22 protein-coding genes are annotated in these 21,477 nt (G+C 33.5%); 15 read left to right on the plus strand and 7 right to left on the minus strand.

Going from position 1 to position 21,477, the window contains the following annotated elements; genetic code table 11:
- Positions 1–114: 114 nt before the first annotated feature.
- Positions 115–1,542 carry a histidine--tRNA ligase gene (gene hisS, locus PQ463_RS13135; RefSeq protein WP_274254106.1) on the minus strand — a complete coding sequence of 476 codons (1,428 nt, stop codon included), beginning with the start codon at positions 1,540–1,542 and terminating at the stop codon, positions 115–117.
- A 237-nt stretch (positions 1,543–1,779) separates the two neighbouring features.
- Here hisS and PQ463_RS13140 point away from each other — a divergent pair, with 237 nt between their 5' ends.
- Positions 1,780–3,024 (plus strand): ABC transporter permease, encoded by a 1,245-nt coding sequence (locus PQ463_RS13140; protein ID WP_274254108.1) that lies wholly within the window; start codon positions 1,780–1,782, stop codon positions 3,022–3,024.
- A 104-nt stretch (positions 3,025–3,128) separates the two neighbouring features.
- On the opposite strand, the gene prmC is transcribed toward PQ463_RS13140, so the two are convergent.
- Both prmC and PQ463_RS13150 read right to left on the minus strand, forming a co-directional pair.
- Positions 3,129–3,983, minus strand: coding sequence for a peptide chain release factor N(5)-glutamine methyltransferase (prmC, locus tag PQ463_RS13145; RefSeq protein ID WP_274254110.1), 855 nt, complete (start codon positions 3,981–3,983; stop codon positions 3,129–3,131).
- A gap of 86 nt (positions 3,984–4,069) precedes the next feature.
- Positions 4,070–4,555, minus strand: coding sequence for a GNAT family N-acetyltransferase (locus tag PQ463_RS13150; RefSeq protein ID WP_274254111.1), 486 nt, complete (start codon positions 4,553–4,555; stop codon positions 4,070–4,072).
- A gap of 96 nt (positions 4,556–4,651) precedes the next feature.
- Between PQ463_RS13150 and ribD the strand changes: the two genes are divergently transcribed.
- From ribD to PQ463_RS13165, 3 genes are all read left to right on the plus strand, one after another.
- Complete coding sequence (ribD, locus tag PQ463_RS13155) at positions 4,652–5,701, plus strand: bifunctional diaminohydroxyphosphoribosylaminopyrimidine deaminase/5-amino-6-(5-phosphoribosylamino)uracil reductase RibD (protein WP_274254112.1); 1,050 nt, start codon at positions 4,652–4,654, stop codon at positions 5,699–5,701.
- The gene (locus PQ463_RS13160; protein ID WP_274254113.1) at positions 5,694–6,296 is read left to right on the plus strand and encodes an HAD family hydrolase; all 603 of its coding nucleotides are present in this window, start codon (positions 5,694–5,696) and stop codon (positions 6,294–6,296) included. Before ribD ends, PQ463_RS13160 begins: the two co-directional genes overlap by 8 nt.
- A gap of 170 nt (positions 6,297–6,466) precedes the next feature.
- On the plus strand, positions 6,467–7,099 hold the full coding sequence (locus PQ463_RS13165; RefSeq protein WP_274254114.1) for an IMPACT family protein: 633 nt from the start codon (positions 6,467–6,469) through the stop codon (positions 7,097–7,099).
- A 24-nt stretch (positions 7,100–7,123) separates the two neighbouring features.
- Here the strand turns inward: PQ463_RS13165 and PQ463_RS13170 are convergent, their stop codons facing one another.
- On the minus strand, positions 7,124–7,537 hold the full coding sequence (locus PQ463_RS13170) for an acyl-CoA thioesterase (protein ID WP_274254115.1): 414 nt from the start codon (positions 7,535–7,537) through the stop codon (positions 7,124–7,126).
- 187 nt (positions 7,538–7,724) lie between these two features.
- On the opposite strand from PQ463_RS13170, the gene dnaA reads away from it, so the two are divergent.
- The 11 genes from dnaA (at position 7,725) to scpA (ending at position 18,644) form a co-directional block, all read left to right on the plus strand.
- On the plus strand, positions 7,725–9,152 hold the full coding sequence (gene dnaA, locus PQ463_RS13175) for a chromosomal replication initiator protein DnaA (protein ID WP_095931847.1): 1,428 nt from the start codon (positions 7,725–7,727) through the stop codon (positions 9,150–9,152).
- Between the two features lie 8 nt (positions 9,153–9,160).
- Complete coding sequence (locus tag PQ463_RS13180; RefSeq protein WP_274254116.1) at positions 9,161–9,628, plus strand: low molecular weight protein-tyrosine-phosphatase; 468 nt, start codon at positions 9,161–9,163, stop codon at positions 9,626–9,628.
- A gap of 62 nt (positions 9,629–9,690) precedes the next feature.
- Entirely contained in the window at positions 9,691–10,404 is a 714-nt protein-coding gene (locus PQ463_RS13185; protein ID WP_111363892.1) for an SAM-dependent methyltransferase, read from the plus strand.
- A 21-nt stretch (positions 10,405–10,425) separates the two neighbouring features.
- Positions 10,426–10,893 (plus strand): energy transducer TonB, encoded by a 468-nt coding sequence (locus PQ463_RS13190; RefSeq protein WP_274254118.1) that lies wholly within the window; start codon positions 10,426–10,428, stop codon positions 10,891–10,893.
- 34 nt (positions 10,894–10,927) lie between these two features.
- Positions 10,928–12,055, plus strand: coding sequence for a methionine aminotransferase (locus tag PQ463_RS13195; RefSeq protein WP_274254119.1), 1,128 nt, complete (start codon positions 10,928–10,930; stop codon positions 12,053–12,055).
- Between the two features lie 77 nt (positions 12,056–12,132).
- Positions 12,133–13,014, plus strand: a complete 882-nt coding sequence (locus PQ463_RS13200; RefSeq protein WP_008467969.1) for an SDR family oxidoreductase — start codon at positions 12,133–12,135, stop codon at positions 13,012–13,014.
- Between the two features lie 251 nt (positions 13,015–13,265).
- The gene (gene udk, locus PQ463_RS13205) at positions 13,266–13,874 is read left to right on the plus strand and encodes a uridine kinase (RefSeq protein WP_111363887.1); all 609 of its coding nucleotides are present in this window, start codon (positions 13,266–13,268) and stop codon (positions 13,872–13,874) included.
- Positions 13,875–14,025: 151 nt separating this feature from the next.
- Entirely contained in the window at positions 14,026–14,358 is a 333-nt protein-coding gene (locus PQ463_RS13210) for an FtsB family cell division protein (RefSeq protein ID WP_274254120.1), read from the plus strand.
- 14 nt (positions 14,359–14,372) lie between these two features.
- Positions 14,373–15,740 (plus strand): methylmalonyl-CoA mutase subunit beta, encoded by a 1,368-nt coding sequence (locus PQ463_RS13215; protein WP_274254121.1) that lies wholly within the window; start codon positions 14,373–14,375, stop codon positions 15,738–15,740.
- A 1-nt stretch (position 15,741) separates the two neighbouring features.
- Positions 15,742–16,521, plus strand: a complete 780-nt coding sequence (locus PQ463_RS13220; protein WP_274254122.1) for an energy transducer TonB — start codon at positions 15,742–15,744, stop codon at positions 16,519–16,521.
- A 2-nt stretch (positions 16,522–16,523) separates the two neighbouring features.
- Entirely contained in the window at positions 16,524–18,644 is a 2,121-nt protein-coding gene (gene scpA / locus PQ463_RS13225) for a methylmalonyl-CoA mutase (protein ID WP_274254123.1), read from the plus strand.
- A 96-nt stretch (positions 18,645–18,740) separates the two neighbouring features.
- Here the strand turns inward: scpA and PQ463_RS13230 are convergent, their stop codons facing one another.
- The 3 genes from PQ463_RS13230 to PQ463_RS13240 form a co-directional block, all read right to left on the minus strand.
- Positions 18,741–19,382 (minus strand): peptidoglycan-binding protein LysM, encoded by a 642-nt coding sequence (locus tag PQ463_RS13230; protein WP_274254124.1) that lies wholly within the window; start codon positions 19,380–19,382, stop codon positions 18,741–18,743.
- 487 nt (positions 19,383–19,869) lie between these two features.
- Positions 19,870–20,910 (minus strand): endolytic transglycosylase MltG, encoded by a 1,041-nt coding sequence (gene mltG / locus PQ463_RS13235; RefSeq protein ID WP_274254125.1) that lies wholly within the window; start codon positions 20,908–20,910, stop codon positions 19,870–19,872.
- 10 nt (positions 20,911–20,920) lie between these two features.
- Positions 20,921–21,454 carry a GNAT family N-acetyltransferase gene (locus PQ463_RS13240; protein WP_111426733.1) on the minus strand — a complete coding sequence of 178 codons (534 nt, stop codon included), beginning with the start codon at positions 21,452–21,454 and terminating at the stop codon, positions 20,921–20,923.
- Positions 21,455–21,477 lie beyond the last annotated feature (23 nt).

Below are 21,477 nucleotides of genomic sequence, written 5' to 3' on the forward strand. Positions count from 1 at the left end.
ACACAGATTTAAAAAGATTTATGCAGATTAAAATAAATTTACTTTTTAAATCAAATTAAATCTGCGCTAATCTGCAATCCCGATAACTATCGGGAGTGTGAAACAAAAACCTAATTACGCCTGTAAAGCTTTCTTCAATCCGTCAAAATCAACAGAAACCTGCTCGCCAGTCACTAAATTTTTAAGCGTATATGAATTTGAATTAATCTCCTGATCACCAACCAATACCGCAAACGGAATCAAACGTTTGTCTGCATATTGAAATTGTTTTCCAACTTTTACACTATCAGGATATAATTCTACTTTTATATTTTCCTGTCTCAATTTCTGAATCGCTTTTGAAGCATATAAAGCTTCTTTGTCTCCAAAATTCAAGAATAATGCTTTAGAAGTCGCCGCAACTGTTTCTGGAAATAATTGCAATTCTTCTAAAACTAGATAGATTCTATCCAAACCAAAAGAGATTCCGACACCACTCATATTTTTCAATCCAAAAATACCAGTCAAATCGTCGTATCTTCCGCCACCGCCGATAGAACCCATTGCAACTGTTTTTGGCGCTGCAACTTCAAAAATAGCTCCCGTATAATAATTTAAACCACGCGCCAAAGTCACATCTAGATCTAAAATTGCAGTTGACAAACCTAAATCTGCAACATTGTCACAAATAAATTTTAATTCTTCAACTCCCTTCATTCCTTCTTCAGAAGAAGACAATAAGTCCGAAAGCTGTGCAATTTTGTCTGCAAAAGTTCCTGAGAAACTAAAAAGCGGTTGCACTTTTACCAACGCTTCTTCAGAAATTCCTTTTTCGATCATTTCTTTTTTAACGCCATCTTCTCCAATTTTATCTAATTTATCAAGAGCAACTGTAAAGTCAATTAATTTATCTGAAGCACCGATAACCTCAGCAATTCCAGATAAAATTTTTCTGTTATTGATTTTAATTGTAACACCTTCTAAACCTAAAGAAGTAAAAACCGTATCGTATAATTGAACCAATTCTACTTCCTGCCAAAGCGATTTTGAACCAACAACATCGGCATCACATTGAAAGAATTCTCTAAAACGTCCTTTTTGAGGATTATCTGCTCTCCAAACTGGCTGAATCTGATATCTTTTAAAAGGGAATTCAATTTCACTTTGGTGTTGCACCACGTATCTTGCAAATGGAACTGTCAAATCGTAACGCAGTGCTTTCTCAGAAATTTTTCCTGTAAATTTATTCAGCTCGACTCTTTGCTCTAAAGTGATTTTTTCAGCAGAATTTAATTGTAATTCTTCAATAGATTCTGGCAATTCGATTTTACTTTTATTGTAGAAAAAATTACCTGAATTTAATATTTTAAAAATCAAACGATCTCCTTCCTCTCCATATTTCCCCATTAAGGTATCTGAATTTTCAAACGATGGCGTTTCGATTGGCTGAAAACCAAATTTCTCGAAATTAGCTTTTATAGTCTGAATAATATATTGACGTTTTGACACCTCTGCTGGTGAAAAATCTCTTGTCCCTTTTGGTATACTTGGTTTTGAAGCCATCTTCTTTTATTTTAGATTGTTGATTTTAGATTTTAGATTGTTCCAATCTTTATCTAAAAATCTTATACTATTAATTTATTTCTATTTTTTTTATTGCTGGTGCTTTCGACTTTCGTCTTTATAACTTTCCAACTTTCGACTTAATTTAAGTCTGCAAATATCTTACTTTTTAAAATAAATAATAGCACATCGAAAGCAAACTTGTAACAAAAAACGTATTTTCGTGACAAATTGGTCATGATGCTAAAATTATTTAAAGAAAATATCCGAATTGCTTTTGGTTCTATCAAAACACAAATTCTGCGTACTATTCTTACCGTTTTAATTATTGCTATCGGTATTACCGCTTTGGTAGGCATCTTGACTGTAGTTTCTGCATTAGAAAATACAATTTCTACCAATTTTGCATCAATGGGAGCCAATACTTTCAACATTAACCAATATGAAAATAAGGTTCGAAATCGTGGCGGAAATGAGCGCGAAGTTATCAATCCGATTATTTCTTATCCTGAAGCTGTTGCCTTTAAAAACAAATACAAATATCCTTTTACAGAGACATCTCTTTCGTTTACCGCAACCTCAAAAGCTGAAGTGAAATATTTAGACACCAAAACAGATCCTGAAATTACCGTAGTTGGTGTTGACGAACATTTTATTGCCAATTCTGGTTTAGAAACTACTTTAGGCCGTTCTTTTAACCAGTTTGACATTGACAATAATACCTATTCGTGTATTGTTGGTTCTGATTTTGAAAAAGGGCTTTTAAAAGATGTAAATCCGATAGACAAAACCATTTCGATTCGCGGTGCACGATTTAAAGTTATTGGTGTTCTAAAAGAAAAAGGCTCTACTTTTGGCAATAGCCAGGATTTACGAGTTTTGATTCCGATTCAGGTGGCAAGATCCTTGTTTTCTGCACCTGACATTAACTATACAATCAGCGTGATGGTTTCTAAAAAAGAACTTTTAGACGAAGCCGTTGATAATGCCACAAGTACCATGAGAAGAGTTCGTAAATTGAGTCCTGTAAGAGATAATAATTTCGGAATTGGACGCAGTGACGATTTAATAAACCGAATTTTAGGAATTACCAAATATTTAGGTTGGGCCGCTTGGATTATATCCGTTATTACCATTTTAGGATCTTCTATTGCCTTAATGAATATTATGATTGTTTCGGTTACAGAACGCACACGCGAAATTGGCGTTCGTAAAGCTTTAGGAGCAAAAAGATCAACCGTTGCTTTTCAGTTTTTTATAGAAACTTTATTGATCGGACAAATTGGTGGTTTGGTTGGAATCGTTTTAGGAATTCTGCTTGGTTTTGCTATTGCAACTGCCATGAGTTTCGTTTTTGTAATTCCGTGGATGGCTATTTTTGCCGCTTTTGCAACCAGTTTTATGGTCGCAATAGTTTCTGGCTTGTATCCAGCTATCAAAGCATCAAAACTAGACCCTATTGAGGCGTTGCGTTACGAATAGTTTTTTAGTATTCAGTGTTCAGATTTTTAGTATTCAGTAGCCAGACTAAATTAAGTTTTGTCGCAAACCAAAACTGAACACTAAAAATCTGAACACTGACCACTTTAAACACTTCCTTTCAACATTCTATCGTTATCATAGATATCTTTTCGAAGCTCAACATTTTGAAAACTCATACCCTCAAGCAAATCAATCATTTCTTTTCCGAGATACTGATTGATTTCGAAATATAATTTTCCTTTTTCTAGAAGAGCATTTTTTGCCAATGAAGCAATTTTTCTATAAAAAATCAAAGCGTCGTTGTCTTCCACAAAAAGAGCCAAATGTGGCTCATAGTCCAAAACATTTTTCTTGATTTCTTCTTTTTCTAAATTTCGCACGTAAGGCGGATTAGAAACAATGATATCAAACTGGCATTTTAATTCTTCTTCTTTTAAAATATCTAGCAAAACAAAAGTGACTTCAACGTTATTCTGCACTGCATTTCTTTTGGCAGTTTCGATTGCCTTTTTAGAAACATCAATAGCAACAACTTCTGCATTTGGAAGGTTTTTTGCTAAAGAAATAGCGATACATCCGCTACCTGTTCCAATATCTAAAATTCTTATTTTTTTGCTTTTATCTGGGGTTGCATTTTCATTAATAATCCATTCAACCAATTCTTCTGTTTCTGGTCTCGGAATTAAAACATTTTCATTTACTTCAAAATCCAAACCGTAAAAGTTTGTTTTCCCAAGCAAATACTGAATTGGAACTTCCTTTTTAAGCTGTTTTAGCAATTCGTCCCATATCTCGAAATCATTCTCATCAAACATCAGCTCATGATTTAAAGCTAAATCAATTTGGCGAAGTTTGTGTTTATCTTCTAGAATCAAATAAAAAAAACTCTCCGCTTCGTACGCATCGTAAAAAGGAGATAATTCTTGAATAAACTGAGTACGATATTGTTTAATTTTCATTTTTATTTTTTGAGCATTTCTATCAGCCTAAAAGCTGACATTTTACTTTCAATAAGTCTTACTGGTTTAAATTTGTTACACTAAAATCACAAAACTTTCAGCATCCATACAGGACAAGAATTATGTCCAGTGCAACCCATTGGCGCATCTAAATATTCAAAACCAGATTTTTTATACAGCTTTTGTGCAGCATGCATAAATGGCATGGTTTCAATATAACATTTTTTAAAACCAAAAGTTTTTGCTTGCTCTAAACATTTTTCCATCATTTGCGATCCAATCCCTAAACCTCTTGTTTTTGGAAGGAAATACATTTTCTGTAATTCACATATTTCCGGATCTCCATTTTCCAAAGGTGCAATTCCTGCACATCCGACAATTTCCCCATCATTTTCGACAACAAAATATGCCGATTGAGGCTTGCTATATTCTTCAAACATCAAATCTAGATAAGGATCTTCGTATGCGGTTCCTACTTTAGGAATCTCCATTTCATCAAAAACAGACCGTATCAAACTTGCAACTGATTGATTGTCTTTCTTTTCAATTGTGCGTATATGCCAATTTGCCATTTTTTTATTCTAAATCATTATGAATGCAAAAGTAAATATACTTTTTCTATAGTTCCTTAACTTAGCCATAAACTCAAAAATAACTACTTTTGCACTGTGAATATACATGAAAAATATATAAAACGCTGCATCGAACTAGCACAAAATGGACTTGGAACAACATATCCGAATCCGATGGTTGGCAGTGTGATTGTTTATGAAGGCAAGATTATTGGCGAAGGCTGGCATAAAAAGGCTGGAGAACCGCATGCAGAGGTAAATGCCGTCAATTCTGTAAAAAATAAATCACTGCTGAAAAAGGCTACAATTTATGTAAGCTTAGAGCCATGCAGTCATTTTGGAAAAACTCCTCCATGCTGTGATTTGATTATTGCAAATGAAATTCCGAATGTTGTAGTCGGCACGGTTGACCCTAATGAAAAGGTAGCTGGGAAAGGCATTTTGAAATTAATTGAAGCTGGAGCCAATGTTACAGTTGGAGTTTTAGAAGACGAATGCAACGAACTGAATAAGCGTTTTTTTACTTTTCATCAGAAAAAAAGACCTTATATCATTTTAAAATGGGCCGAAAGCCAAGACGGATTTTTAGCTCCTGAAAAAACAATTGATCAAGATCGAAAACCAATTTGGATTACGAATCAATATTCTAGACAATTGGTTCATAAATGGAGAACTGAAGAGCAAGCCATTTTGGTCGGAACACAAACCGTAATTGATGACAACCCAAAATTAAATGCTAGAGATTGGGACGGAAACAATCCGACAAGAATTGTTATAGATCGAAATAACCGAATTGATAAAGACAGTTTTATTTTTGATGACAGCGTGAGAACTATCATTTTTTCTAATGAAACAGAAAAGTCATCAAAAGAAAATACGCAGTTTGAGACAATTAATTTTAACAAAAACATTGTACCTCAGATTTTAGATGTTTTATACCAAAATCAAATTCAATCGGTAATTATTGAAGGCGGAAGACAAACGCTTCAATCTTTTATCGATGAAAATCTTTGGGACGAAGCACGAATTTTTATTGGAAAAACAAGTTTTGAAAAAGGAACGAAAGCGCCAGAGATTTCAAGAAAAAACACTATTAAAACCAACATTTTAAGCAACGAATTAATACAGATTAGAAATTATGATTAATGCGATAATTTTTGACTTTGGAGATATTTTCATCAATTTAGACAAACCTGCCACGATTTCTGGTTTACAAAAACTAGGAATGAAAGAATGGAATAACGAATTAGATCAATTAAATCTTTCTTTTGAAATTGGAGCTATTTCTCCAGAAGATTTCGTTGGCGGTTTTCAAAAACAATTGCCAAATGCTACTAAAGAAGATATTTTGAAAGCTTGGAATGCCGTTTTAGCAGATTTTCCTTTTTATCGTCTGGAATTTCTTCAGGAATTATCAAAAAAATATCGCTTGTTTCTTTTAAGCAATACCGATTCTATTCACATCAATACATTCGAAACAAAAAGTGGCGTTTCTTTTTACAAAGATTTTTATGCTTGTTTTGAAAAAGTCTATTTTTCTTTTGATATCGGAATGAGAAAACCAGATCCAAAAATCTATCAATTTGTTTTGAATGAAAATAATCTAATTGCAGAAAACACTTTATTTGTTGACGATAAAACAGAAAACACAGACAGCGCCGCCACTTTAGGAATTAAAGTATGGAATCTTCAAGTTGGCAAAGAAGATGTGGTAGATTTATTTAGCAAAGGATTATTATAAAAAAATATTTTAGCCACTCCTGATAGCTATCGGGATATACTGATTAAAAGGATTCAAAAGTATGTTGCCACGAATTACAAAATTTCCACTAATTGAATTGGCTTAAAAATTAAAACTAAAATTCGAGGAAATCTGTGTAATTCGTGGCGAAAAAACTTAAAGCTTAGCATTTGGAAATTAACGATACTTATCAAACTATTGCGACTGCATCTGAAGAAATACTGTTTAAAGAAAAAGGCAGTAAATTCTTTGGCTATGCTTTTCCGATAGATCATGAAGATGAAGTAAAACCCATTATAGAAGGACTCAAAAAACAGCATCCGCACGCGGTGCATTATTGTTATGCTTACCAATTGGGGGTGGGAAATAAAATTTCGTATCGTGCCAATGATGATAGTGAACCAAGCAACACAGCTGGAGCACCAATCTACGGACAGATACAATCTTTTGGCGTAACGAACGTTCTAGTTGTAGTGGTTCGTATTTTTGGAGGGGTAAAATTAGGCGTTGGCGGTTTAATTGCAGCTTACAGAACAACTGCTCAACAAACTTTAGAAGTTTGCGAGATTGTTAAAAAAACTATTGATGTCGAATTTTTAATTTCGTTTGATTACAAAAACATGAATAAAGTGATGCGTGTGATCAAAGAAAAAAAGTTAGAAATTGTATCTCAAGAAATGGAAATGGATGAAGTTTCTGGATTGCCAATTGGCAAAATTGTGACAAAAACGCGAAAAAAAAATGCCGAAACAGTATTCAGCATTTTTGATTTAATGTTCGAAATTGATATTAAAATTATATAATTTAACATCAAAAAGAGGGTTGTTTTAACAATTTTCATCAAGTGATTTGAATATGTCTAAAATGTATTCTGGAGGGGCTGTTGGACGACCTGTTTTTAACGCAACAAATACTAAAATAAACGTCGCAGTTGTTAATAACTCATTTGCCTCATTGTAAATCGCACAGTCAAATTCGATCTTCACAGAAGAGTGACTTTTGAATGTGGTATGAATTGTCAAAAGTTCATCGTATCGTGCCGATTTTTTGTAGTTGATATTCATGTTGACAATTGGAAGACCAATTCCGCTTTCTTCCATGCTTTTATACGAAACCCCTTTATTTCTAAGCCATTCCACGCGTCCAATCTCAAAATAAGGCACATAATTTCCGTGATAAACAACTCCCATTTGGTCAGTTTCTGAGTAACGAACTCGCACTTGAGTCTGGTGATTTTTCATTTATAAAATATTAAAAAAATTCGAATTTAAAAAGCCTCATTACAACTTTTTTTTATAAAATTAGATGCCGAAATATTTTTTTTTACAGAAATTTGTTCACATATTTGTTATCCCGAAATACGGAATAAAATTGCTCCACTTTTATTAGGAGAATCTTTATAACAATAATAAAAATTTATCTGAATCTATGACTAAAACTGCTCAATCGGTATGGGAAAACTGTTTGTCCTTTATAAAGGATAATATTCAAGACCAAGCATATAAAACTTGGTTCGAACCAATCAAATCAGTTGAGCTAACCGATAACGCATTATACATTCAGGTTCCGAGTAAATTTTTCTACGAATGGCTCGAAGAGCATTACGTAAAATTATTGAAAGTTGCGCTTACCAAAGAACTGGGAAAAAACGCAAAGTTACTCTATAAAATTAAAATGGAGAACACTTATGGCAATAAACAGCCGTTTACCGAGCAGCTGCCAAGTGCCAACAGAGTGCCAATGAAACCGCAAGAGGTTGACGCTCCGTTTAAAAACTTAAATCCTGAACTTAAAAATCCTTTTGTAATTCCTGGAATTAGAAATTTAAAAATTGAGTCTCAGTTAAATCCAAACTACAGTTTTGATAATTTCTTAGAAGGAGATTCAAACCGTTTGGCTCGTTCTGCTGGTATGGCAGTTGCCAACAAACCAGGGGGAACTTCATTTAATCCGTTATTGATTTTTGGAGGAGTTGGTTTAGGAAAAACACACTTAGCGCATGCTATAGGTGTAGAAGTAAAAGACAAATATCCGGAAAAGACCGTTTTATATATTTCTGCTGAGATTTTCACGCAACAATACATTGATTCTGTTAAAAAGAATAATCGTAATGACTTTATTCATTTTTATCAGTTAATCGATGTTTTGATTATTGATGATGTTCAGTTCTTATCTGGAAAATCAGGAACACAAGATGTATTCTTCCACATTTTCAACTATTTGCACCAAAACGGAAAACAAGTAATCTTAACTTCTGATAAAGCTCCTGTTGATATGCAGGATATCGAACAAAGATTATTATCTCGTTTCAAATGGGGATTGTCTGCAGAATTACACCAGCCTGACTACGAAACTCGTATCTCAATCTTAAAAAACATTTTATACCGCGATGGTGTAGAAATGCCAGAAGATATTTTAGAATATGTTGCTCGTAACATCAAATCTAATGTTAGAGAACTTGAAGGCGCTATTATTTCGTTAATCGCCCAATCATCTTTCAACAAAAAAGAAGTTACGATCGAGCTAGCAAAAAGCGTTGTAGAGAAATTTGTTAAAAACGTAAAGAGAGAAATCTCAATCGATTATATCCAAAAAATTGTTTCAGACTATTTCCAATTGGATATTGAAACACTTCAATCTAAAACCAGAAAGAGGCACGTTGTACAAGCTAGACAACTAGCGATGTTTTTTGCAAAAAAATTCACCAAAGCTTCTTTGGCTAATATTGGTTCACAAATTGGAGACCGCGATCACGCAACTGTTCTTCACGCTTGTAAAACAGTCGATAACTTAGTTTCTACAGACAAACAATTTAAAAAGTTTGTTGAAGACATCAATAAAAAACTAACGCTTTAAGACGCGCCATGCCTGTAAAAATCTTAATGGTTTGTTTAGGGAACATTTGCAGATCTCCTTTAGCAGAAGGAATTCTTGCTTCTAAACTACCCGAAGATAAATTCTTTATTGATTCTGCCGGAACAGGCTCATGGCATATTGGTCATTGTCCCGACAAACGTTCTATAGAAGTTGCGAGAAAAAACGGAATCAACATCAGCGCACAAAAAGGACGACAGATAAAAGTCTCTGATTTTGATGAGTTTGATTACATCTATGTGATGGATAATTCTAATTTTCGCGATGTTGTCCATTTAGCTAAAACTCCTGAACATAAAAATAAAGTTCGTTTGATTTTAAACGAATTATTTCCAAATGAAAACGTCGATGTACCAGATCCGTATTACGGCTCTGCAAACGGTTTTGACAACGTTTACCAAATGCTGGACGAAGTAACTGATTTAATTGCAGATCAGCTTCTTAAAAAACACTCCTAATCTAATTCAATTGTTTCCAAAAAAGAGATAATTGAATTTTTTAATTTTAAACAAAACACATTATGAAATCTTTCGGAAAACTATATTTAATTCCAACCACAATGGGCGAAAGCGATCCGATGGATGTTTTACCTCAAACTGTTAGAAGAACGATAGAAGTTATCGACCATTATATTGTTGAAAATGATAAAACTGCCAGAAAATCTATAAAAGCAGTGTATCCAGAAAAAAAACAATCTGAACTGGTTCTTTTTACTTTAAACAAAAGAACAGAAACTAGCGAACATAATGATTTCATTAAACCTTTATTAGAAGGAAAAAACATGGGATTAATGAGTGAAGCTGGCTGTCCTGGAGTTGCAGATCCTGGTGCTGCAATTGTAAAACTGGCGCACGAAAAAGGGATTCAAGTTGTACCTTTAGTTGGTCCTTCTTCTATCCTACTAGCCATGATGGCTTCAGGAATGAACGGTCAGAGTTTTACTTTTAATGGTTATTTGCCAATTGATAAAGATGAAAAAAAATCGGCAATTCGTCATTTCGAGAAATTATCTTATGATAAAAATCAATCGCAACTATTTATTGAAACTCCATACAGAAACAATAAATTAATTGAAGATCTTTTGCAAATTTTAAGTCCTGCAACTCATCTTTGTATTGCAGCTGACATTACACTTCCAACGGAATTCATCAAAACAATGAAAGTTTCTGATTGGAAAAAACTAAAAATTGACATTGATAAACGTCCTGCGATTTTTATTATTCATAAAATGTAAACTAACTCTAAAACCATCATAATGAAAAAATTTCTTCTGTTAATTTTGATTTGTTTTGTACAAAATATATTTGCTCAAACTCCAAAAACAAAAACTGACGATGTTCTCACAATTGACGAACCTACTAATAAAGCTTACCCAGAAGGCGATATTCCTAACGATGATTACAGTGTTTACAATACTGCCGGAATAGATATCAAACCTGATTTCCCAGGAGGAATGATTGAATTTAATAAATTTGTCGAGAAGAATTTTAAAATTCCTGCAAGTAATCCAGAATTAAAAGGAAAAATCTATGTCACTTTTGTCATAGAAAAAGACGGTTCTTTAAGCGACATTAGAATATTGAGAGATATTGGTTTCGAAACAGGAAGGGAAGCAATTCGTGTTTTAAAAATGTCTCCAAAATGGAGTCCTGGAAAACAAAACAATAAAACCGTTAGAGTTCTTTTTTCTGCACCTATGTATGTAAATAGTTCTCCAAAATAATTACTCGCAAGTTTTTTCCTAACCAAACTTTATTATGAGTAAACTTCCAAACGTAACCACAAGCATTTTTACGGTAATGTCAAAAATGGCAGCCGAATACAATGCAATCAATCTTTCGCAGGGATTTCCAAATTTTCCTGTTGATGAAAGATTAACTGATATTGTTGCCAGATTAGCGAAAGAAAATGTACATCAATATACACCAATGGCAGGTTATCCGCCGTTGATGAACAAAATTGCAAAATTAACTCAGGATTCTTATAACAGAACAATTAATCCAGATACAGAACTTTTGGTTACTGCTGGCGCTACTCAAGGAATTTTCACTACAATTTTGGCTTTAGTAAAAGAAAACGACGAAGTAATCATTCTGGATCCGAGTTATGATTCTTATGAATCTCCAGTTTTATTGTGCAAAGCAAAACCTGTTCGAGTAGCACTAAACGATGATTATACACCAAACTGGGAGAGAATTGAAAAAGCATGTTCTGCTAAAACCAGAATGATGATTATCAATAATCCGCATAATCCGACGGGGAAAATTTTAACCGAAAATGATTTTGTACAGTTAAAAAATCTTCTTGAAAAATATCCAGACATTATCATTTTGTCTGATGAAGTTTACGAATATATCACTTTTGAAGAAAAACATATTTCGGCACATACAAAAGATTTTCTTTTAGACCGTTGTGTAATGGTTTCTTCCTTTGGAAAATCATTTCATATTACGGGCTGGAAAATTGGCTATACCATTGCGCCAGAACATTTAATGAAAGAAATCAAAAAAGTGCATCAGTTTTTGGTTTTCAGTGTAAACAGCATTTCGCAATTTGCTATTAGCGAATATCTTGATGTTGTTGACGTTAATCTTCTTGGAAAATTCTATCAAGAGAAACGAGATTATTTTCAGAAACTACTCCAAAATAGCCGTTTTGAATTGAAACCTTGCGAAGGAACGTATTTTCAAGTCGCTTCTTATGCCAATATTTCAAATGAAGACGATGTTACTTTCTGCAAAAATCTGATTATAAATCATGGTGTTGCGGCAATTCCAATTTCAACTTTCTATTCAGATCATAAAGATCAAAAATTAATTCGTTTCTGTTTTGCCAAAGACGATTTTACACTTGAGTCTGCAGCAAAAAAATTATGTGAAATATAAAATTTATTGAAATTTTATAACATTATTATGCGTGCATCCTATTTTATTTAATTAATATTGTAAAAAAAAGAAAAAATATGAGCTACACAGATAAAATGTTACGTGATGATGCTTTAAAAGGCAAAGTCATTGTCGTTACAGGCGGCGGAAGCGGTTTAGGCAAAGCTATGACCAAATATTTTCTCGAATTAGGAGCTCAAGTAGCCATAACTTCTAGAGATTTAGAGAAGTTAAAAACTACAGCTGCCGAACTGGAAAGCCAAACTGGAGGTAAATGTCTTCCTCTTCAATGTGACGTTCGTCATTACGAAGAAGTTGAAAATATGCTTCAAGAAACTTTAAAAGTTTTCGGAAAAGTAGATGTTCTTTTAAATAACGCAGCAGGAAATTTCATTTCCCCAACAGAGCGTTTATCCGCAAATGCATTTGATACTGTGATAGATATCGTACTTAAAGGTTCTAAAAACTGTACGCTTGCTTTTGGAAAACACTGGATCGATACAAAACAAACTTCGGCAACGATTTTAAATATAGTAACCACTTACGCTTGGACAGGGTCTGCTTATGTTGTTCCTAGTGCTACGGCAAAAGCGGGAGTTTTGGCAATGACAAGAAGTCTTGCTGTAGAATGGGCAAAATACGGAATTCGTTCTAACGCAATTGCTCCTGGACCATTCCCTACAAAAGGTGCTTGGGACAGATTATTGCCTGGAGATCTTTCAGAGAAATTTGACATGGCAAAAAAAGTACCATTAAAAAGAGTTGGAGATCACCAAGAATTAGCAAATTTAGCCGCTTATTTAGTTTCTGATTTTTCATCTTATATCAACGGAGATGTAATCACAATTGACGGTGGCGAATGGTTAAAAGGTGCTGGACAATTCAATTTATTAGAAGCAATTCCAGAAGAACTTTGGGATCAGCTTGAAATGATGATTAAAGCAAAAAAGAATAAATAATTACAAGTGCTTACTAAATTCAGAATATTTTTTTAAACTATACTGATTGCACAAAATCCCGAAGGTTTACTTTCGGGATTTTTTTATGCTTTTTAACCATATAAGTGATATAAGTTCAATGAAGTAAAAAAATGTTTAAAAATCTGATTGCTTAAATTTACTTACATTACTTATATGGTTAAATTATTTTAAATGTTTAGCGATTCAGTTAAATTATTATTTTTGCCAAACAAATATCAAACAAAAATTTTATGCTCATTATTGGAATTGCAGGAGGAACTGGAAGCGGAAAAACAACGGTTGTACACCAAATCATGAACGAATTACCAGACACTGAAGTTGGCGTAATTTCTCAAGATTCGTATTATAAAGAAAACCATAACTTGTCTTTTGACGAGAGAGCATTAATCAATTTTGATCACCCTCGTGCCATTGATTTTGAATTATTGGTAAAACATCTAAAAGCTTTAAAAGCAGGTGAAACCATTGATCAGCCTGTATATTCATTTATTCAACACAACAGAACTGATGATACAATTACCACTCATCCTAGAAAAGTAATGATTGTTGAAGGAATCTTAATTTTGACAAATCCAGAATTGCGTGAGCTTTTTGATATCAAAATTTATGTTCATGCCGATTCTGATGAGAGATTAATCCGTCGTTTAAAAAGAGATATTTCTGAACGCGGACGTGATATTGACGAGGTTTTAAACCGTTACCAAACAACTTTAAAACCTATGCATGAGCAATTTATAGAACCTACTAAAGCATTTGCAGATATTATTATACCAAATGACAAATACAATACAGTAGCAATTGATGTAGTTCGGGCTGTAATTAATCAGCGTATTTCATAATTTTTATCGTAAATTTAAACCATAATAATTAGAAGCTGATTCCCGCTATTCGTTGCAATCTTTTGTGTCTCGTTAAAGAAACGAGACACAAAAGGATTTTCACTTCTATCGGGGCTAGAAATAACAAATTCAAAAGAAATATTCGTTTAAAATGAAATTTAAAAATCCATACAAAGACAAAAAATGGTTCAAATACCTTGGAAACAAATACGTTTGGGTTTTGCTATTTTTTATCGTTTGGATGTTATTTTTAGACAATTACTCTTATTTTGATCATCGTTTTCTGGATCAACAGATACATGAACTTGAGGATAATAAAAAGTATTATCAAGAGGAAATCAGAAAAGATCAAGAACAGATTAAACTGCTCAAAAATCCAGAACAAATTGAAAAATACGCTCGCGAAAAGTACTTTATGAAAAAAGACAGCGAGGATATTTACATCATACAATTTGAAGGAGACACAATTCAAGAAAAAGAATAATCAAAAAAACTACAATGGCCACTAACCTATTCGACGATTTTAATCCGATTTCATCCAAACAATGGAAACAAAAAATTCAGTTTGAATTAGATGGAGCCGATTACAATCAAACTGTTATTTGGAATTCGCCAGAAGATATTCAGGTAAAACCTTTTTATCATAGCGATGAGTTTACAAAAGCAGCAAATGTAAATACTCAAGCCTCAGATTTTAAAATCTGCCAAAATATCTTTGTTTTCGATATAGAAAAATCTATCGAACGAGCTTTAAATACTTTAGAAAGAGGTGCAGAAAGTCTTCGTTTTACAATTGAAAATGATAAAATTGATGTTCAAAAACTATTGGAAAATCTTCCTTTAGAAAATAAAACCGTTTACTTTAATTTCAATTTTATCTCAATCGATTTCGTTAAAAAATTAGATACTATTTCAATACAGAAAAAAGCTAATTTTTATTGCAATTTTGATCCAATCGGACAATTAGCAAGAGAAGGAAATTGGTTTACAACTTCGGAAAAAAATAATTTTGAAACTTTAGATTTACTCTTTAAAAATACAACCAATTTAAATCTTCTCAGTGTAGATTTGGGATTGTATCAAAATTCGGGTGCCAATATTACACAGCAAATTGCTTATAGCTTAGCACACGCAAACGAATATTTAAATCGTTTCTCTGCTACAGCAAAATCTATCGTTTTTCAAGTTTCTGTAGGAACAAATTATTTTTTCGAAATAGCTAAACTTCGTGCGCTTCGAATGCTTTTTGATTTAATTGCACAAGAATACGATTCAAAAATCGAATGTCATATATTGGCAACACCAACAAAGCGAAATAAAACCATTTACGATTATAATGTCAATATGCTTCGTACCACAACTGAATGTATGTCAGCAATTTTGGGCGGTGCAGATGCAATTGCCAATTTGCCTTACGACGCATTGTATCACAAAGACAACGAATTTGGCGATCGCATTTCAAGAAATCAGCTATTGATTTTAAAACACGAAAGTTATTTTGACAAAGTAGACAACCCAGCCGACGGAAGCTATTATATCGAAAGCTTAACGATGCAATTGGCAGAAAAAAGTTTAGCCTTATTTAAAGACATAGAAGCAAATGGAGGTTTTCTAAAACCGCTAAATGAAGGCACAATCAAAAAGAAAATTCAGGAAAGTGCCAACAAAGAGCAGGAATTATTCGATTCTAAAAAAGAAATTCTTTTAGGCACAAATAAATACCCTAACAAAGAGGATAGAATGAAACATGATTTAGAGCTGTTTCCTTTTGTAAAAATTAAACCTAGAAAAACATTAATTACACCAATTATCGAAAAGAGATTAGCTGAAAAGCTGGAACAGGAAAGATTAGAAACTGAAGAATGATATGAAAAAAATTGCCATACTTATTTTGCTTGTGAGCTCACAATTAATGCTTGGCCAAGCTAAAATTTACACTGAGGAAGAAGTTAAAGACAATCCCGTTTTCCCAGGCGGATGGAATGAATGGGTTGATTTTGTTCAAAAAAATATGCAATGGACACCCGAAAAAAAAGGAGCCCAACATATCCAAGTAGAATTTACGGTACAAAAAAATGGTGCAATTACCGATATTAAGATAATTAATCCAAAACCAACTATAAATGAAAAAGAGGCATTACGTGTTATGGCATTAAGCCCGAAATGGTCACCAGCAACCTTGGCAGGAAAAACTGTTCCGTGTCGTCTGAAGAGAGGCATGTACAATCCTTGGGCTGATGAAGAAGGTGGTATAGGTGCGCTTACTATAGATGAACCAAGTCATACAACTACAATAGCTCCTGACGATGACAATTTGATTTACAATATAGCTGGTATAGAAGTAAAACCTGACTTTCCTGGAGGATTGGAAAAATTCTATCAGTTTTTCAACAACAACTTCCAAATACCTGATGAAGAAGGCTTAAAAGGAAAGGTTTACGCAACTTTCGTCGTAGAGAAAGATGGTGCTCTATCGGAAATAAAGATTCTTCGTGACATTGGGTATGGAACAGGTAGGGAATCTATTCGTGTGCTTAAGCTTTCACCTAAATGGATTCCGGGAAAACAAAATGGAAAAATAGTACGGGTACTGTATTCAATGTCATTTCCAATATCTGAAATTAAAACTGAGCCTGTAAAAAAATAATTATGTCGAGAAAAAACATTCAACATATTAAGTTAGATAAGCCAAAAAAAAGAGAAAAGAAGCAAACCAATAGCTTTCTCACCGCTGAAGGAATTGCTATAAAGCAATCCTATTCTGAGCAGGATATTGAGCATTTGGAACACATTGATTTCGGAGCTGGTTTTGCACCAAATTTACGCGGTCCATACGCAACAATGTATGTACGCCGTCCGTGGACCATACGTCAATATGCAGGATTTTCTACAGCGGAAGAAAGTAATGCTTTTTATAGAAAAAATTTAGCTGCAGGTCAAAAAGGACTTTCCATTGCTTTTGATCTTCCAACGCATCGCGGTTACGATTCAGATCATGAACGAGTTGTGGGCGATGTTGGTAAAGCAGGCGTTGCAATTGATTCTGTAGAGGACATGAAAGTGCTTTTCGATCAGATTCCGCTTGACGAAATGTCCGTTTCGATGACTATGAATGGGGCCGTTTTACCGATTATGGCTTTTTATATTGTTGCTGCAGAAGAACAAGGCGTTAGTCCAGAGAAATTAGCAGGAACAATCCAAAATGATATTTTAAAGGAATTTATGGTTAGAAATACTTATATCTACCCTCCAACTCCTTCTATGAAAATAATCGCTGATATATTTGAATTTACGAGCAAAAAAATGCCAAAATTCAATTCTATTTCCATTTCTGGCTACCACATGCAGGAAGCCGGAGCAACGGCCGATATTGAATTAGCTTACACTTTAGCAGATGGTTTAGAATACATCAGAACTGGATTATCTACAGGAATGACGATTGATGATTTTGCTCCAAGACTATCTTTCTTTTGGGCAATCGGAATGAATCATTTTATGGAAATAGCCAAAATGAGAGCTGGGCGAATGATTTGGGCAAAATTATTACAGCAGTTTAATCCAAAAAGTGATAAATCTTTAGCTTTAAGAACACACTGCCAAACCAGCGGTTGGAGTTTAACAGAACAAGATCCGTTTAACAATGTAGCAAGAACTTGTATTGAAGCAGCAGCGGCCGCTTTTGGCGGAACACAATCACTTCACACCAATGCTTTAGACGAGGCAATCGCGCTTCCAACAGATTTCTCTGCTAGAATTGCTCGAAATACGCAAATCTTTCTTCAAGAGGAAACCAAAATCACTAAAACGGTAGATCCTTGGGCAGGAAGTTATTATGTTGAAAGTTTGACTAATGACATCGTAGAAAAGACTTGGAAATTAATTGAAGAAGTAGAAGAACTCGGCGGAATGACTAAAGCCATTGAAGCTGGAATTCCGAAACTTCGAATTGAAGAGGCTGCCGCAAGAAAACAAGCAAGAATTGACAGCGGGCAAGATATTATTGTCGGCGTAAATAAATATCGTTTAGAAAAAGAAGATCCGTTGGATATTCTAGATGTAGACAATCAGTTGGTTCGTAAACAGCAAGTCGAACGTCTTGAAGAAATAAAACGAACAAGAGATTCTGAGAAAGTAAATAAGTCACTAGAAAAATTAATCCATTGTGCGCAGACAGGACAAGGAAACTTACTAGAAAATGCAGTTGAAGCCGCTAGAAACAGAGCAACATTAGGCGAAATCAGTAATGCATTGGAAACTGTTTTTGGCCGTTTTAAAGCACAAATTAAATCTTTTAGCGGAGTGTATAGTGCAGCAATAAAAAATGACGAGAATTTTGAGCGAGCAAAACAACTAGCAGATGTTTTTGCTAAACAAGAAGGTAGACGTCCTAGAATTATGATTGCAAAAATGGGACAAGACGGTCACGATCGAGGCGCAAAAGTAGTTGCTACAGGTTATGCCGATGTTGGTTTTGATGTTGATATAGGCCCATTATTTCAAACTCCTGCAGAGGCGGCAAAACAAGCTGTTGAGAATGATGTGCATATTTTAGGAGTTTCTTCATTGGCAGCAGGACACAAAACTTTGGTTCCGCAAGTAATAGACGAATTAAAGAAACATGGACGCGAAGATATTATGGTAATTGTAGGTGGTGTTATTCCGTCTCAGGACTATCAATTCTTGTTTGATGCTGGGGCTTCGGCAGTTTTTGGACCTGGAACTAAAATAAGTGAAGCGGCAATAAAAATCTTAGAAGCTCTAATAGATTAAGTTTTACAGTCTCAGTCTCGGTTTTCAGTGATTACCGATATGGAAAATAAATAGAAAAAGAGGTTATTTCACAAATGTGAAACAACCTCTTTTAATTTAGTCGTTTACTGTTGCGTTACTATCTGCTTCTATAAAAGAAAGATCGTAACCTGCAAAATCTCTCATGTAGCTTTTCAAAGAAGTTCCGAAAGCATCTCTAAAATGTCTGCTTCCTTTGTTTTTGAAAAAATTCTTTACAGAACCTGCACCACCTAAATGCGCTGCAGCTAAAATTCCAGATTCGGTAATTTCGATACCACTGATGATTTTACCTTGATACTTTTCAATTTCGTAACGTAAAATCCATTTGTTTTTGGCTAGTAAAGCCATAAAAGCTTTTTCTTGTAGAGCAGGATCTTTTAAAAAGGCTTTATTATCATTAATTCCGATTGCTCTCAAAGCTTTAGAACCAAATTGATATTTACCCATATAACCAAGAGTGTTTACTAATCTGTATTGCCCTTGTGATTCTTTAAAAGCGACTGCTTCTTTAAATCCTATAAGACGATTTCCTGTAAATGGGACATTTGCGATTTTAGGATAATCATCTTTTTCTTTTGATGGAAAAATGTATTCTGATCCATCTGTTTTTTCAATTAAAAACCAAGGTTTGGTTTCATGGTTAGAAGGAATAAATCCCAAACTTAAAAATGTAATAATAACGACTAAACTCGCATAAAAATACCATTTCTTTATCATAAATTGTTTTTCTTCAAGACGCTGTCACCCTCTTGAAATTTCTACGCTGCAAAGATAAGCTATTTTAAAAATATGCTTAAAATCAACAGATTAGCGTTTTTTACGTAAAAACGTAAATCACTTTCATCCCAGTTATCATAATGGTTTCCGAAAGATTTGAAGCTTATTTTTTTGACCCTAAAAATTGAAAAATGGAGCCAAAAAAAATCGCTTTTTATATAAATTTTAAGCAAATTTCATCAAAAAGAAAGTTTTTTCTCACATTAAAATCATGAGTTTTTATACAAATCTTGAAAGTCACTTTTTGAATTTTATAAAATTCAACATTAAAAAATGTTTATTTTTTTATTACTTCAACCTAAAAAATATCCAAAATCATAATTTCACAATTTTTCAATTCTAGAAGTATTTTTACATCAAAAAACAACAACAAAAAAACCGAAGTAAAATTTACTTCGGTTCTTAATATTTTAATGGATAAATAAAATTATCTAGTTACCCCCTGACTTGCTATCCAATCAGAATATTTTTTTGCATTTACATTATGTTCTGCTAATGTCGCCGCAAATTCATGATATCCGAAACGATCAACACTTGCGCAGAAATAGATATAATCGTTCTTCTCTGGATTTAAAACCGCTTCAAGAGCTGTAATATCAGGCATTGCGATTGGTCCTGGCGGAAGTCCTTTATTCACATAAGTATTATATGGAGATCTCATTACCAAATCATTATAAAAAACTCTTTTTATAACTTGATCAAAATCGTTATCTCTCAATTTTAAAGCATAAATAACCGTTGGATCTGCTTGCAATGGCATTTCTAAACGCAAACGGTTTAAATAAACTCCCGCGATTCGAGGTCTTTCATCTTTTTTAACTGATTCTTTGTGAACAATTGATGCTAAAATTGTTGCCTGTACAGGTGTTAAACCTTGCGCTTTTGCTTTGGCGATTCTATCAGCTGTCCAGAAATTGTGATATTCTTTAATCATTTTATCACGGAATTTCTCAGCCGAAGTATTCCAATAAATTTCATAAGTATTTGGAATAAACATTGCAAAGACATTTTCTTCATTAAATCCGTTTGCGGCTAAAAATGTAGAATCTTTGATAGCTTTCAATAGTGATAAACTATCAGCTTCGATTTCTTTTCCAATTCTTCCTGCAAAATTCTCTAAACGTTCTTGATTATTAAAAACCAACTTAACTGGAATATTAGAACGCATTGCACGAACTAAGTCGATATTATTCATGTCTTTCTTTAAAAGAAAACGACCTGATTTTACGTTTTCCGGATAATCTCTTTTTTCGGCAACCATTTCAAAGTTGTCAAAATTCTTGATGTATGGTGCTAATATTTTTTTTACATCAGTATAATTAGCGTCTGTCGGCACATAAACGTATATCTCTTTTTCTTCAAATTTAGTATTAGAACTAAATATTTTACTGATTAATATAAAACCATAAATCAATAAAACTGAAATTATGGCTACGGCACTTATTGTGATTATTTTTTTTAGACTCAAAGCTTAAAATTTAAATTTGTTTGTTAATTAGCTGAAAAATTGCTTCATCATGATAGTGGTTATGATACAAAATCCAATCTTTTTTTATTCCGATTTTCTTGAAACCAAATTTAGTAAAAAGTGCAATACTCGCTACATTTTGCACACCAATATTTGCATATAATTGATGGAGGTTTAAGTTAGTAAAAGAATATTTAATTAAAAGCTCTAAAGCTTCAGAGCCAATGTTTTTTCCTTGATTTTCTTCTTTCTGAATGACAATACCAATCCCTGCCCTATTATTTCTAGGATCAAATTCAAACAAATCTATTAATCCAATTGCAGGAAAATCTTCGTCTTGACAGATAGCCAAACGAAGCTGTTTTGCCTCATAAATGTCTTGATGGGCATTCTCTAAATATTGTTTAATCAAAAAACGGCTATAAGGAGTTTGCGTATTGCTAACTTCCCAGATATTCTCATCGTTTTCTATAGAATAAATGAATTCTAAATCTTGAGGTTCGAGTGCACGCAAATAAATCGAATCGCCTTTTAATGTTATCATTTTACAATTTTAGATTTTTGATT

This window comes from Flavobacterium sp. KACC 22763 (assembly GCF_028736155.1).
In the GTDB taxonomy this organism is placed as follows: domain Bacteria; phylum Bacteroidota; class Bacteroidia; order Flavobacteriales; family Flavobacteriaceae; genus Flavobacterium.